Here is a 14,580-nt window from a genome sequence, read left to right as displayed (position 1 = left end):
GCGCCACGCCGCCCTCGCCAGGGGACGCCCGGCGCATTTGCCCGGCGGGACCCCAGCGGCTAGCATCACGACTTTTCCGAGGACGTTCTGGATGAAAATCGTCTCCTTCAATATCAATGGTTTGCGCGCCCGCCCCACTCAACTGCAGGCGATCATCGAAGCGCACCAGCCCGACGTCATCGGCCTGCAGGAAACCAAGGTCGCCGACGACCAGTTCCCCCGCGCGGAAGTCGAGGCACTGGGCTACCACGTGCATTTCCATGGGCAGAAAGGCCACTACGGCGTGGCCCTGCTCTCGCGCCAGGCGCCGCTGGAGATCCGCTACGGCTTCCCCGGCGACGGCGAGGAAGCCCAGCGCCGCTTCATCTGGGGCACCTTCGCCGACGCCGACGGCCAGCCGATCACCGTGATGAACGGCTACTTCCCCCAGGGCGAGAGCCGCGACCATCCGCTGAAGTTCCCGGCCAAGCAGCGCTTCTACGCCGACCTGCAGCAGCTGCTGGAAAGCCAGTTCACCCCCGCGCAGCGCCTGGTGATCATGGGCGACATCAATATCTCGCCGGAGGACTGCGACATCGGCATCGGCGAGGAGAACCGCAAGCGCTGGCTGCGCACCGGCAAGTGCAGCTTCCTTCCCGAGGAGCGCGAATGGCTGGGCAAGCTCAAGGCCTGGGGCCTGGTGGACAGCTTCCGCCAACTGCACCCGCAGGTGGATGACCGCTTCAGCTGGTTCGACTACCGCAGCCGCGGCTTCGAGGACGAGCCCAAGCGCGGCCTGCGCATCGACGTGATCCTCGCCTCCGAAGCGCTGCGCCCGCGCATCGCCGACGCCGGCATCGACTACGACATCCGTGGCATGGAGAAACCCTCCGACCACGCGCCGATCTGGCTCAAGCTCAGCTGACCCCCTCCCCGGCCTCGGCCAGCCAGGCGCGCAACGCCGCCTGCAACTCGGCCAGCGCCGCGCTGGCCTGCGCGAGGCAGGCCTCCAGCCCCGCGCCGTCGCCCTCGCAGATGCGCTGCAGGGCGCGGCAGTGGCCTTCCGCCTCGTGCGCGCCGATGATCGCCACCGCCCCTGCCAGGCGGTGCGCCATGTCGCCGAGGGCGCGCAGGTCGCCGCTGCGCGGCAGGCGCTGCAGCTCGGCGATATCGTGCTCGTTGGCCTCCATCAGCGTGCGCACGAACTCCCGGCCCGCCGGATTGGCGCGTGGATCGGCGCCAAACAGGCCGCGCAGGTCGAAGGGCGCAGCAGTGTCCTGTGCGGCCGAGGCGTTCGCCGCTCCCACGGGGGTCGCCGCTGCCAGCGCCTGGCGCAGCACCTCCAGGGTCAGGGGCTTGAACAGCACCTGGTCCATGCCCGCCGCCCGGCACAGTTCGACCTCCTTTTCCTGGGCGTTGGCCGTGGCGCCGATGATCAGGCAGCGCCCGCGACTCTGCCGGCGTTCTTCCTCGCGGATGCGCCGGCTCAGCTCGTAGCCGTCCATGCCGGCCATCCGGCAGTCGCTGAGCACCACCTGGAACTCGCCGCGCAACCAGGCATCCAGCGCCTCCTCGCCGCTGGCGGCAAGGGTCGCGGCGTGGCCCAGGTGGCTCAGCTGCTGCTGGAACACCATGCGGTTGGCCGGATGATCGTCCACCGCCAGCACCCGCAGGCCGAGCCGCGCCTCGCTCGCCGCGGCGTCGCGCGGCGCCGTGTCTTCCGGCGCGTCGGTCAGCGTCAGCGGCAGGCGCAGGCTGAAGCGCGAGCCCTGGCCGGGCTCGCTGCGCAGGCCGATTTCCCCGCCCATCAACTGCGCCAGGCGCCGGCTGATGTGCAGCCCCAGGCCGGCGCCCTGGGCCCTGGCGCCCTGCTCGGCCTGGGCGAAGGGCTGGAACAGGCGCGCCTGGTCCTGCGCCGAAATACCCACCCCACTGTCGATCACCTCGACCAGCAGTTCCAGCCCGGCATTGCGGCGCACGCCCTGCGCGCGCACCTGGATGCTGCCCTGCGCGGTGAACTTCACCGCATTGTTGAGCAGGTTGAACAACACCTGCTTGAAGCGCAGGGTATCCAGCAGCACCCAGTGCGCCAGCTCGCCTTCGGCCTCCAGATCCAGCGTCAGGCCCTTCTGCGTGGCCAGGCCGGCGAACAGCGCCACCGCGCCTTCGATCTCGCGCAGCAGCAAGGCCGGCTGCGGCGTCGAGTCGATCCGCCCGGATTCGATCCGCGCCATGTCCAGTACGTTACCGATCAGCATCAGCAGCGAGCGCGCGGCGTCCTGGGCGACCTCCAGCGCGTCGCGGTCGAGCACGCCGTCGCGGGCCTTTTCCAGCACGAGCTCCTGCAGGCCGAGGATAGCGTTCATCGGCGTACGGATCTCGTGGCTCATGGTCGAGAGGAACTGGCTCTTGGCCGCGCTGGCCGCGTCCGCGCGCTGGCGTTCCTGCTCCAGCTGGCGCACCAGGTTCTGTCGCTCGGTGAGGTCGACCCAGCCGCCGATGACCCCCTGGACCTGCCCGCCGGGGTCGCGCTGGGCCACCGCCCAGTGGTAGACGTAGCGCTCGCCGTCGTGCAGGCGCAGCACCTGGTCGCCCGGCGCCGGTGTCTCGCCGGTCGCCACCTGTTGCCGATGCTCGTCCATCAGGCGCGCCGCTTCGTCGTCCGGGAACCAGCCCAGTTCACCGATGAAATGCCCCCGGCATTCCTCCAGGCGGCAGCCGAACAGCCGCAGCATGGCCTGGTTGCAATGCCCGACACGGCCCTCGCGGTCGAGCCGGTAGACCGGGTTGGGGATCGCCTCGATGAGTTCGTTGAGCAGCTTCACCTGTTCGCCCAGGCGCTGCTCGGCGCGCCGCGCGCGCAGGGTCTGGCGGTTCAGGTAGAAGCCCCAGACCAGCGACAGCAGCACCAGCAGCGCGGCCAGCGCGCCGGCGCCGAGAATGGTCTGCCGGTGCTCGCTCCAGAAGTCGCTGCCGCTGCTGGCCAGGCGCGGCTCCCAGCGCCGCACCAGCTCGGCGACCTCCTCCGGGTCCACGGTCAGCTGGGCCTTCTCCAGGATCGAGTAGAGCTCCGGCTGGTCCGGCATCACGCCGATGCCGAAGGGCGTGCTCATGTCCTCGAGAATGGCGGCGACCTTCAGCCGCCCCTTGAACTCGCCGGTAAGCAGGGCGCGGGCGGTGAACAGGCTGCTCAGGGCCGCGTCGCTGCGGCCGTCGACGACGCTCTGCAGCGCCTCCGGCTGGTTCTTCTCCTCGACCAGGCGGATGCCGGGAACCTGCGCCATGACACGCCGGTTGAAATAGTGGCCGCCGGCGCTGGACAGGCGCTTGCCGTCAAGATCGTGCAGGTCGTGGATCGAGGTGTTCGCCTGCTCGGTGATCAGCACCACCGAGGCGCGCAGGTAGGGCGGCAGAACGTTCAGCTCGGTCTGGTCCGGCGGCATCACCGGCGTCAGCCAGGCGCGCCCCGAGCGCATCTCCTTTTCCATCTCCACGTAGTCGTCCACCGCGGCGTAGGAGAAGCGCAGCCCCGTGCGCTGGCCGAGCAGGTCGAGGTAATCGCGGGTGATGCCGGTGACCTTGCCGCTAGCGTCGGCCTGGGCCAGCGAGCCGGTGTAGCGGTTGACCACCACCGGCACCGTCGGGTGCTTCGCCACCCAGCGGTTCTCACGCGGGGTCAGGACCACCCGGTGATCGGCCAGGTGCAGGCGCTCGCCGGCGCTCCAGCGGCGCAGGATCTCGTCGTTGCGCGGCCCCTCGATGCGCGCCAGGGCGCGATCGATCAGCCCGAGCAGATGCTCGTCGCCCGGCCGCAGGAGGAAGCCGAAGCCGGCGCTTTCCAGCGGCGCGAAGTTGTCGATGCGCAGATTGAACAGGTAGTTCATGTTGATCAGGTAGTGCACCGAAAGCACGTCGCCGAGCATGCCGTCGGCGTTGCCCAGGCTCAGCGCCTCCAGGGCCCGCAGGGTGGAGGAGAACACCAGCAGGCGGCTGTGCGGGAAGGCCGCCTGCACCTGGTCCAGGCGCAGGTAGTCCGCCACCACCGCGAGGGTGTTGCCCTGGCGCGCAGGGTCGAACGGCCGCGACTCCTCGCTGACCAGCACCGGCTGGTCCTGCAGGTAAGGGCGGCTGCGCAACAGGCCCAAGGTCTCGGCCTCGCTGGCGGTGCCGCCGCAGACCAGGTCGATCTCGCCCTTGCGCAGGGCCTCCAGGGCCGCGTCGCGGCTGGGGTAGGCGAAGACGCGCTGATAGGCGCCGGCCAGCAAGCCGAGGTAGTCGGCGCTGACGCCTTCGAAACGCTGGCCACCGATGATCTGCAATGGCGGCCGGTCGACCACCGCGACGCCCACCCGCAGCGGCCCGCGCTGCGACAGCCAGACACGCTCGGCGGGGCTCAGCCAACTGTCCGGCATGTGCGCGGTGTAGCCGGACAGGGTCAATGGCTGCGCCTCGGCCCAGGCGAAGCCGCCCGGCAGCAGCGAACAGAGCAGGATCAGTACGCGGGCGAGGTTCATGGCGCTCCTTGTGGGCCAGCGTGGCAACGCACGCCCCCCTGGCATTCCACTATAGCCAAGCCGGCCGCGTGACAACGCTGCGTTCACGGCACTGAAACCTTACCGACTTATTCTCCCGGGCTTGTCCGCAACCGCTCTGGAACGCCCCATGCCGCACCCCCGCCGCCACGACATCGACGCCTGGCCCGTGACCCTCGCCTGGCTGATCATCGGCTTCGTCTGCTACGCCCTGCCCTGGCAGGCCTTCGCCGCCCTGCCCGCCTCCAGCGGCGACCGGCCGGTGCTGAGCATCCAGGGCTCCAACACCATAGGCGCGCACCTGCTGCCGGAACTGGTCAAGGCGCTGCTGCAGCAGCAAGGCTACCGGGCCATCGCCAGCGAGGCCGGCAAGGCCGACAACGAACAACTCATCCGTGCCCGCGACGGCGACAACCAGCCGGTGCTGATCCAGGTCGCCGCCCACGGTTCCAGCACCGGCTTCGTCGCGCTCAAGGACGGCAGCGCCGAGATCGCCGCCGCCTCGCGGCCGATCAAGGACGCCGAGGCCGCCGCCCTGTCGGCCTCGGGCAACCTGCGCGGGGCCAAGGCCGAGCAGGTGATCGGCATCGACGGCCTGGCCATCGTGGTCAGCCCGGACAACCCGCTGGGCGAGCTGAGCACCGACCAGCTGGCGCGCATCTTCGCCGGCGAGGTGAAGACCTGGGAGGAGCTCGGCGGCCACGGCGGCGCCATCCACCTGTACGCCCGCGATGACAACTCCGGCACCTTCGACACTTTCAAGGAGCTGGTCCTGGCCGGTCACGGCAAGACCCTGGCCGCCGGCGCCCAGCGCTTCGAGTCCAGCGACGAGCTGTCCGCCCGGGTCGCCGCCGACTCGCAGGCGATCGGCTTCGTCGGCCTGGCCTCGGTGCTCAAGGCCAAGCCCGTGGCCATCGCCGACGGCGAGTCGCGGGCGACCCTGCCCTCGCCCGCGAGCATCGCCACCGAGGACTACCCGCTGTCGCGGCGCCTGTACCTGTACATCAAGCCCAACGAGCGCAACCCCTGGGCCCAGGCCCTGGTGCAATTCGCCCAGAGCGAGCGCGGCCAGGCGCTGGTCAGCCACAGCGGCTTCGTCGGCCAGCGCGTGCAGGCGCTGCGCCTGCAACCCCAGGCCGGCATGCCCGAGGCCTACCAGGCGCTGGCCCGCGACGCCCAGCGGCTGTCGTTGAACTTCCGCTTCCACGAAGGCAGCGCGACCCTCGACAACAAGGCCCAGCGCGACGTCGAGCGCCTGCTCGCCTACCTGCAACAGCACGACAAGATGAACGCCAAGGCGGTGCTGGTCGGCTTCGGCGACGCCAAGCAGGACCCGGCCCGCGCCGAGTTGCTGTCCAAGCTGCGGGCCATGGCGGTGCGTCGCGAGCTGGCCAAGGAAGGGGTGATCTTCCGCAGCATCGAGGGCCTCGGCGCGGCGCTGCCGGTGGCGGCCAACGACGCCCCGGACGGGCGGGTGAAGAACCGCCGGGTGGAAGTCTGGGTCTACTGAGGCAACGTGGCAGGCAATGCGCGGCGGGCGACGCACGGCGCTGGTCTAGACTGACAGGCAGGTACTACAACGCTGTCGGTAGGAACTTGTTACTTTCAGGCGCTTGCCTGCCGGCCGCGCTCTGATATGTTTCCCGCCGTGACGCCGGGCCCCTCTGACGGTCGCTGACCGCCATGTCGGAGTCACTTTCGACAACGACAGCAAGAGAGGGCCCACATGGCACCCCTATTGGATTTCCTGAACGCTCCCTTCCTCGGCACGGCCACCTGGTTCTGGCTGGTGTTCCTGGCCATCGTCATCGTCCTCCTGGTCCTCGACCTCGGCGTGCTGCAGCGCGACCACCACGAGATCGGCGTGCGCGAGAGCCTGCTGCTCTCGGCCGGCTACTTCGCCTGCGGCCTGGCCTTCGGTGGTTTCGTCTGGTACGAGTTCGGCGCCACCCACGCGCTGGAGTACTACACCGGCTTCCTGGTCGAACAGTCGCTGTCCATGGACAACGTGTTCGTCATGGCGATGATCTTCGGCTTCTTCGGCATTCCCCGCCGCTACCAGCACCAGGTGCTGTTCTGGGGCATCCTCGGCGCCATCGTCATGCGCGCCATCATGATCGGCCTGGGCGCCGCGCTGGTCAGCGAGTTCGAGTGGATCATGTACGTGTTCGGCGCCTTCCTGCTGTTCAGCGGGGTGAAGATGCTGTTCGCCAAACACGAGGAAGAGCCGGACCTGGCCAACAACCCGGTGCTGCGCTTCCTGCGCAAGCACATCCGCGTCACCGACCAGCTCCACGAGCACCACTTCTTCGTCCGCAAGCCCGACGCCAGCGGCAAGCTGGTGCGCTTCGCCACCCCGTTGTTCCTGGCGCTGGTCCTGATCGAGCTGGCCGACGTGGTGTTCGCGGTGGACAGCGTGCCGGCGATCTTCGCCATCACCAAGGACCCGTTCATCGTCTACACCTCGAACATCTTCGCCATCCTCGGCCTGCGCGCCCTGTACTTCTCGCTGGCGGCGATGATCCACCGCTTCGTCTACCTGAAGTACGCCCTGGCCATGGTGCTGGTGTTCATCGGCGCGAAAATCTTCGCCCACGGCTTCATCGGCAAGGTTCCCGCCGTGCTGTCGCTTGGGGTAACCTTCGGCCTGCTCGCTGGTGGCATACTGCTGTCACTGCTCAAGACCCGCAAGGAAGGCGACGAGCCGCTGGAAATCGTCAGCCGGGAGACCCTGCATGCACAACGAGGTGAAGATCGAGGCCATTGAGTTCCAGGGCCGGCCGTACTGGCAGGTGCGCCTGGGCCATCGCGGCCTGCGCTTCGCCCAGGAAGGCCTGGCCCGCGCCTTCGCCGCGCAGTTGCATGTGCGCCGCCAGTGGTGGCAGCAGCGCGGCGAAGACGAACCCAACGAACGCACCTGAGCCCCCGCCCGCCGCCGGCGGGGCGCTCGCAGCGGCGCTAGTGGCTGCGCCGGCCCTTGAGCACCTTGACGATCTCGCCGATCAGGTTCACTACCAGCGCCCGTTCGCTTTCCGCCAGCTCCTGAAGCAGGTCGCCGATGGCTTCGGCCTGCTCGGCGACGTCGATCGAATCCTTGCGGAAGAGGTCGCTCAGCGGGCACTCGAGGATTTCCGCGATCTGCCCCAGTCGATGCAACGTCGGTGATATCACTCCGTTCTCCATGCGGCTGATGGTTTCCTTCTCCACCCCTATCCCCTCTGCTATCTGTGCCTGCGTCAGCCCCTTGGCCCTGCGGCGGTTGGCGATGGCTGCGCCGACTTCGTGGACCACGTTCCGACCTTTCATGTGAATTGACCTCATACATCATCCGATATAACGCCTCAAGCCATTTTCAGGGGAGCTTGCGTGCGGCTGAAGGACGCATGACGTCTACAAATGTTTCTTAATAGATCATTGACTAATTGACTTTCCTTTTCATGGAAGAACAGGATAGGACTGATTGCCATCACTTCGCCCCCTTGGCGCAGCCAGTTCGATGGTGGTTTGCCACGAAAGGAAGTCCGCAATGCTGTCCAAGCTGAAAATACGCACGGGAATGCTCATCGTCCTGGCCGCCCTGGCCGCCGCCCTCCTGCTTTCGATCCTCACCGGCTGGAACAGCGCCCGCAGCAGCGACCAGCAGATCCAGTCGCTGAACCGCGTGGCGGTGGAGCGCAACAACCAGTTGCAGAAAGCCTACGCACGCCTGCTGCGCGCGCGCATCGCCATGGCCGGCGCCTTCCTCGAAGCGCGCGCCGGCGATGCCGACAAGGCCCGCGTCAGCGTGCAGCGCAGCGAGGAACTGTTCCGCGAGGCCGGCGAGAGCTTCGCCCGCTTCAGCCAGTCCAATGGCGAGGAAGCGGACTGGCAGGCCCAGGGCAAGGCGCTGCAGGCGGCCTTCAACGACTACAACACGGTGCTGGTGGAGCAGATGCAGGTGCTGCGCGCCGGCTCGGAGAGCGGCTACATCCAGAGCAACCTCAAGGCGCGCGAGGCCAACGACCGCCTCGACCAGGCGCTGCTGGCCTTCGAGAGCCGGATCGAGGCGCACGCCCAGGCGGTGATGCTCGACGCCCACCAGCGCTACGCCATGGCGCGCGTGGAGGCCATCGCCCTGGCCGGCCTGGCGGTGCTGCTGCTCGGCGCCTGCTGGTGGTTCATCGCCCGCTGCGTGCTCGCCCCGCTGCGCGAGGCCGGCGAGCATTGCGACCGGCTGGCTCTGGGCGACCTGCGCCAAGGCATCGCGGCCGGCGCGGACAACGAGATCGGCCAGTTGCTCGGCGCCCTCGGCCACATGCAGGACGGCCAGCGCGGCATGCTCAGCGGCATCTCCGCCTCGGCCAGCCGCCTGGCCGCGGCCGCCGAGGAGCTCAGCGCGGTGACCGAGGACGGCAACCAGGGCCTTAACCAGCAGCATCGCGAGCTGGAACAGGCGGCCACCGCCGTCACCGAGATGACCAGCGCGGCCGAGGAAGTGGCGCGCAACGCCAGCGCCACCTCGGAAACCTCCCAGGCCTCCAACCAGCTCGCCCAGCAGAGCCGCAACCAGGTGCGCACCACCCTGGAGGAAATCGGCGCCATGGCCGACGGCATCCAGGCCGTGGCCCAGCACGTGCAGACGCTGGAGGCCCAGGCCAACGGCATCGGCAAGGTGCTCGACGTGATCCGCGCGGTCTCCGAGCAGACCAACCTGCTCGCCCTCAACGCCGCCATCGAGGCGGCGCGCGCCGGGGAAGCCGGGCGCGGCTTCGCGGTGGTCGCCGACGAGGTGCGCACCCTGGCGCACCGCACCCAGGACTCGACCCAGGAAATCGAGCAGATGATCGAGGAGGTCCAGCAGGGCACCGGGCGCGCCGTGGAGTCCATGAACGAAAGCGCCCAGCGCTCGCGGGCGACGCTGGAGCGCACGCGCGCCTCGGGGCAGACCCTGGAGCAGGTGTTCCAGACCATCGGCCAGATCAGCGAGCGCAACCTGGTCATCGCCAGCGCCGCGGAGGAACAGGCCCAGGTGGCTCGCGAGGTGGACCACAACCTGCTGAATATACGCGAGCTGTCCACCCGCGCCGCGACCGGCGCCCAGCAGACCAGCGCCGCCAGCCACGAGCTGTCGCGCCTGGCAGTGGAGCTCAACGACATGGTGCTGCGCTTCAAGCTCTAGCCCCGTTCCTCGACCACTAGGCCGGAGTGCAAGCATGCCGATCCGCAGTATTCCCGACCTCCCCCGGATGCTCTCCGAAGCCCTGGAGCATGCCGAGACCGCTCTTTGCATCAACGACCACGGGCAACGCCTGCTCTACTGCAACCGCGCCTTCGGCCGGCTGCTCGGGCATGCCCCGGAAAGCCTGGTGGGCCGCCCGTTCGACGAACTGGTGGACGCGCAGCCGGCGGCCAACGACCGCATGGAAGCCCTGGTGCGCTGCCATGACGGCCGGCGCATCTGGTGCGGCATCGCCAGCACCGGGCTGAACCGCGCCACCGCCGAGCCCGACCTGCAACTGCTGGCGCTCACCGAGATCACCCAGTCGAAAATCCACGAGGTGCTGCTGGACCGTCTGCTCGAAGGCATGGCCCGCGACGAGCCGCCGGAACACCTGATGGAAGCGGCCTGCCTGGAAATCGAACGGCTGCTGCCGCGAACCAGCGCCTCGGTCCTGCGGGTGAACGCAGGCCGCCTGCACCCGCTGGCCGGGCCGGGCCTGCCGCCCACCTACCTGCAGGCCCTGGACGGCCTGCCCCTGGGCGACGGCCCGGGCAGCGAGGACGCCTGGGCCGGCGAAGTCGAGCGCCATCCGCTGTGGTCCGCCTACCGCCACCTGCTGCCGCCGGAGCTGCGCAGCTGCAGCGTCACGCCGATCCGCTCCAGCACCGGCCAACTGATCGGCAGCTTCGTCTGCTACGGCCGGGAGGGACAGGCGCCCTGCGCGACGCAACAATGCCTGCTGGACATCTGCACGCACCTCTGCGCGCTGGTGCTGGAGCGCGACCAGGCGCGCACGCGCATCCACCAGCTCGCCTACTACGACGACCTGACCGGCCTGCCCAACCGCCATCTGCTGCAGAACCTGGCCAGCGCCGAACTGACCGGCGCCGCCGCGCGCCGGCAGGGCCTGGCGGTGCTGTACATCGGCCTGGACCGCTTCCGCCAGATCAACGATTCCTTCGGCCGCCCCTCCGGCGACGAGCTGCTGCGCACCATCGCCCGGCGCCTGCGCCAGGCCTGCCGCGACGAGGACCACGTCGGGCGCCAGACCAACGACGAATTCGTCGTCCTGCTGCCGGGCTGCGACCGCGCGGCGGCCAGCGTCCACCTCGCCCGCCTGAAGGCCGCGCTCGACGTGCCCTGGCGCGTCGCCGGCGCGCCCCACAACCCGTCGGCGAGCATCGGCATCAGCCTGTTCCCGGAGGATGGCGAGGACTTCCAGAGCCTGCTGCGCCACGCGGCGATGGCGATGAACCAGGCCAAGGGCAAAGGCAAGGGCCGCGGCGGCCAGGTGTTCTTCAGCGAGGAACTGGAGCGCCTGGCGCAGGAACGCGTGGCGCTGGAGAGCGCCCTGCGCGAAGCCCTCGCCAGGCAGCGCCTGCACCTGAACTACCAGCCGCTGGTGGACATCCGCGCGGGCCGCCTGCGCGGCGCCGAGGTCCTGGCCCGCTGGCACCACCCGCAGCTGGGCAACATCTCCCCGGAGCGCTTCATCCCCCTCTCCGAGGAATGCGGGCTGAGCATCGAACTGGGCCGCTGGGTACTGCGCGAAGCCTGCCGGCAACTGGCCGAGTGGCGCTACGCGGGCCTGCAGGTGCCGGAGATATCGGTCAACCTGTCCGCTGGCGACTTCCAGGACCCGCAGTTGCCCGTCGCGGTGCTGCGTACATTGGAAGAGCACGGCCTGCACGGCACCGACCTGACCCTGGAAATCACCGAAAGCGCGCTGATGGAAGCCGACAGCGACACCCTGGGCGTGCTCGACCAGTTGCACGAACTGGGCGTCCGCCTGTCCCTGGACGACTTCGGCACCGGCTACTCCAGCCTGGCCCGGCTGAACCGCCTGCCGGTGCAGGAACTGAAGCTGGACCGCAGCTTCGTCCGCGACCTGGAAAGCAACAGCACCAGCCGCACCCTCAGCGACGCCGTGCTGAACATCGGCCGCAGCCTGGGCATGACGGTGGTGGCCGAAGGCATCGAGAACCCCGAGCAACTGCGCATCCTCGAAGCCCAGGGCTACACGGTGGCCCAGGGCTACCTGCTATCCCCGCCACTGCCAGCCGAAGGGTTCGCGGCGTGGCTGAAGGCGAGGCAGGTGGCAGGGTAATTTCGTAGGCGCGAGCTTGCTCGCGAACCGGGCAGTCACTGGGTTATTCCCCTTCGGGCCAGCGCAAGCGCTGTTCGCGGGAATGACGGGATAGAAGGATGACGCCTGACCGACAAGCCGCTCAGGACGGCCCCCTCTCCCTTCAGGGCGGGGGCGCGGCCGAGGGCTGGGGTGAGGGCGCTCTTGAACCCAGCACCTACGCCACCGGGAAACTCCGGTCGCGAGCGAGCTCCCACGGAAAGCCCATCCGGGCGAGGCGCAAATGCAAGAACGCCGCTTCCCTTTCGGAGAAACGGCGTTCCCGCGACCCTCACCGGGCCTCAACTACCAGCCAGCACTCACTTGCCCATGTACTTGCCGATCTCGTACTTGCCGATGGCCATGCGGTGCACCTCGTCCGGGCCGTCGGCCAGGCGCAGGGTGCGCTGCATCGCGTACCAGTAGGCCAGCGGGAAGTCGTTGGAGACCCCGGCGCCGCCGTGGATCTGGATGGCGCGGTCGATCACCTGCAGGGCGACGTTGGGCGCCACCACCTTGATCTGGGCGATCTCGCTCTGGGCGATCTTGTTGCCCACGGTGTCCATCATGTACGCGGCGTTGAGGGTCAGCAGGCGTGCCTGGTTGATCTCGATGCGCGAGTTGGCGATGTGGTCGATGTTGCCGCCCAGGCGCGCCAGCGGCTTGCCGAAGGCGGTGCGGCTGGTGGCGCGTTCGCACATCAGTTTCAGCGCGCGCTCGGCCATGCCGATGGAGCGCATGCAGTGGTGGATGCGGCCCGGGCCGAGGCGCCCCTGGGCGATTTCGAAGCCGCGGCCCTCGCCGAGCAGCACGTTCTCGTAGGGTACCCGGACGTTCTCGAAGAGCACTTCGGCGTGGCCATGCGGGGCGTCGTCGTAGCCGAACACCGGCAGCGGGCGGAGGATCTTCACGCCGGGGGTGTCGGTGGGCACCAGAATCATCGAGTGCTGCTGGTGGCGCGGCGCGTCGGGGTTGGTCAGGCCCATGAAGATCATGATCTTGCAGCGCGGGTCGCAAGCGCCGGAAGTCCACCACTTGCGGCCGTTGATCACCCACTCGTCGCCCTCGCGCACGGCGTTGGCCTGCATGTTGGTGGCGTCGGAGGAAGCCACGCCCGGCTCGGTCATGGCGAAGGCCGAGCGGATTTCGCCGCGCAGCAGCGGCTCCAGCCAGGTGCGCTTCTGCTCTTCGCTGCCGTAGCGGACGATGGTTTCCATGTTGCCGGTGTCCGGCGCGGAGCAGTTGAACGGCTCGGCGCCGATCAGCGAGCTGCCCATGATTTCCGCCAGCGGGGCGTATTCCATGTTGGTCAGGCCGGCGCCGTACTCGGACTCCGGCAGGAACAGGTTCCACAGGCCCTCGGCCTTGGCGCGGGCCTTGAGGTCCTCGATGACCTGGGTCGGCTGCCAGCGGTCGCCTTCGGCTACCTGCTGCTCGAAGACGCTCTCGGCGGGATATACATAGGCTTCCATGAACGCGCTGACGCGTTCACGCAGGTCCTGAACCTTGGCGGAATAGGCGAAATCCATGGGGGCTACCTTCTGGCAGGGGTTTGTCTTGTGTCGGGGAAGATGCTAGAACAGGCAACACGATTTACCTAGCCTATTATCCGAATCAATGAACATTCATAACCCGCATGATGGTCCGCCATCCACCGGGTATGATCCGGCCACAACAATGACAAGCGGAGCCACGGGATGAACCTGAGCAAGGTCGACCTGAACCTGTTCATCGTCTTCGATGCCATCTACACCGAAGCCAACCTGACCCGCGCCGGGCAGATCGTCGGCATCACCCAACCGGCGGTGTCCAACGCCCTGGCCCGTCTGCGCGAGACCTTCAACGACCCGTTGTTCGTGCGCACCGCCCAGGGCATGGTGCCCACGCCCATGGCGCAGAACATCATCGGCCCGGTGCGCAACGCCCTGCAGCTGCTGCGCGTGTCGGTGCAGGAAAGCCGCACCTTCAGCCCGCAGCAGGCGAGCAAGACCTACCGCATCAGCATGACCGACCTCACCGAGGCCATCATCCTGCCGCCGCTGTTCCAGCGCCTGCGTCGCCAGGCGCCGAACGTGCACATCGAGAGTTTCCTCTCCAAGCGCCGCGAAACCACCAAGGAGCTGGCCGCCGGGCGCCTGGACTTCGCCGTGGACGCGCCGCTGAACACCGACCCGCAGGTGCGCCACGTCAAGCTGATGGAAGACCGCTACGTCTGCGCCATGCGCCACGGCCACCCGCTGGCCAAGCCCAAGCTGAACCTGGACGAGTACCTGTCGCTGACCCACATCCAGATTTCCAGCCGCCGCAGCGGCCTGGGCTACATCGACCTGTCGCTGGGCAAGATGGGCCTGCAGCGGAAGATCGCCCTGCGCTCGCAGCACTACCTGATGGCCTCCACCGTGGTGCAGCAGACCGACATGACGGTGACGGTGCCGGAGCGCTTCGCCCGCCACCACAGCCTGCACTACGTCGAGCTGCCGGTGAGCGACGTGCCCAAGCTGGAAACCCACCTGTACTGGCACGAAAGCACCGACCAGGACCCGGCCAACCGCTGGATGCGCGAGCAACTGATCGAGCTGTGCCAGCAGGTCACCGCCCGCGAGGCGCGGGAAGCGCAGCAGTCCTGATCGGCCCTGGAGCCGCGCAGACCGACACGCCCTCACTCCGGGGCGAGAACGTGGGGCGCATAACGCCTACGGCGTTATCCGCCAGGGTTCCCGAACGACTGCTTTCCAGGCCAACGG

Annotated in this window: 10 protein-coding genes; 7 read left to right on the top strand and 3 right to left on the bottom strand. The window is 68.5% G+C overall.

Annotated features, from left to right (window positions below):
- Positions 1-91: 91 nt before the first annotated feature.
- Positions 92-904, top strand: coding sequence for an exodeoxyribonuclease III (xthA, locus tag P3W75_RS11225; protein WP_276227457.1), 813 nt, complete (start codon positions 92-94; stop codon positions 902-904).
- Here xthA and P3W75_RS11220 read toward each other — a convergent pair.
- Positions 897-4,493, bottom strand: coding sequence for an ATP-binding protein (locus tag P3W75_RS11220; RefSeq protein WP_276227456.1), 3,597 nt, complete (start codon positions 4,491-4,493; stop codon positions 897-899). The genes xthA and P3W75_RS11220 overlap by 8 nt on opposite strands.
- 148 nt (positions 4,494-4,641) lie before the next feature.
- On the opposite strand from P3W75_RS11220, the gene P3W75_RS11215 reads away from it, so the two are divergent.
- The 3 genes from P3W75_RS11215 (at position 4,642) to P3W75_RS11205 (ending at position 7,432) form a co-directional block, all read left to right on the top strand.
- Positions 4,642-6,021, top strand: a complete 1,380-nt coding sequence (locus P3W75_RS11215) for a phosphate ABC transporter substrate-binding/OmpA family protein (RefSeq protein ID WP_276227455.1) — start codon at positions 4,642-4,644, stop codon at positions 6,019-6,021.
- A 216-nt stretch (positions 6,022-6,237) separates the two neighbouring features.
- The gene (locus P3W75_RS11210) at positions 6,238-7,278 is read left to right on the top strand and encodes a TerC family protein (protein ID WP_276227454.1); all 1,041 of its coding nucleotides are present in this window, start codon (positions 6,238-6,240) and stop codon (positions 7,276-7,278) included.
- The gene (locus tag P3W75_RS11205; protein WP_276227453.1) at positions 7,247-7,432 is read left to right on the top strand and encodes a hypothetical protein; all 186 of its coding nucleotides are present in this window, start codon (positions 7,247-7,249) and stop codon (positions 7,430-7,432) included. The genes P3W75_RS11210 and P3W75_RS11205 overlap by 32 nt, the downstream gene beginning before the upstream one ends.
- Before the next feature lie 37 nt (positions 7,433-7,469).
- Here P3W75_RS11205 and P3W75_RS11200 read toward each other — a convergent pair whose 3' ends face one another.
- Positions 7,470-7,817, bottom strand: a complete 348-nt coding sequence (locus P3W75_RS11200; protein WP_276227452.1) for a helix-turn-helix domain-containing protein — start codon at positions 7,815-7,817, stop codon at positions 7,470-7,472.
- A gap of 220 nt (positions 7,818-8,037) precedes the next feature.
- On the opposite strand from P3W75_RS11200, the gene P3W75_RS11195 reads away from it, so the two are divergent.
- Together P3W75_RS11195 and P3W75_RS11190 are read left to right on the top strand one after the other, a co-directional pair.
- A complete protein-coding gene (locus P3W75_RS11195) occupies positions 8,038-9,669 on the top strand; it encodes a methyl-accepting chemotaxis protein (RefSeq protein ID WP_276227451.1) in 1,632 nt (543 codons plus the stop codon).
- Positions 9,670-9,703: 34 nt separating this feature from the next.
- Entirely contained in the window at positions 9,704-11,818 is a 2,115-nt protein-coding gene (locus tag P3W75_RS11190; RefSeq protein ID WP_276227450.1) for a putative bifunctional diguanylate cyclase/phosphodiesterase, read from the top strand.
- 338 nt (positions 11,819-12,156) lie between these two features.
- On the opposite strand, the gene P3W75_RS11185 is transcribed toward P3W75_RS11190, so the two are convergent.
- A complete protein-coding gene (locus tag P3W75_RS11185; RefSeq protein ID WP_276227449.1) occupies positions 12,157-13,365 on the bottom strand; it encodes an acyl-CoA dehydrogenase in 1,209 nt (402 codons plus the stop codon).
- A 168-nt stretch (positions 13,366-13,533) separates the two neighbouring features.
- Between P3W75_RS11185 and P3W75_RS11180 the strand changes: the two genes are divergently transcribed.
- A complete protein-coding gene (locus P3W75_RS11180) occupies positions 13,534-14,463 on the top strand; it encodes a LysR family transcriptional regulator (protein ID WP_276227448.1) in 930 nt (309 codons plus the stop codon).
- Positions 14,464-14,580: the final 117 nt, after the last annotated feature.

It is taken from the genome of Pseudomonas citronellolis, assembly GCF_029335315.1.
Taxonomy (GTDB): Bacteria; Pseudomonadota; Gammaproteobacteria; order Pseudomonadales; family Pseudomonadaceae; genus Pseudomonas; species Pseudomonas citronellolis_A.
Note: the sequence above shows the minus strand (reverse complement) of the source record. Positions and strands in the feature narration are given on the sequence as shown.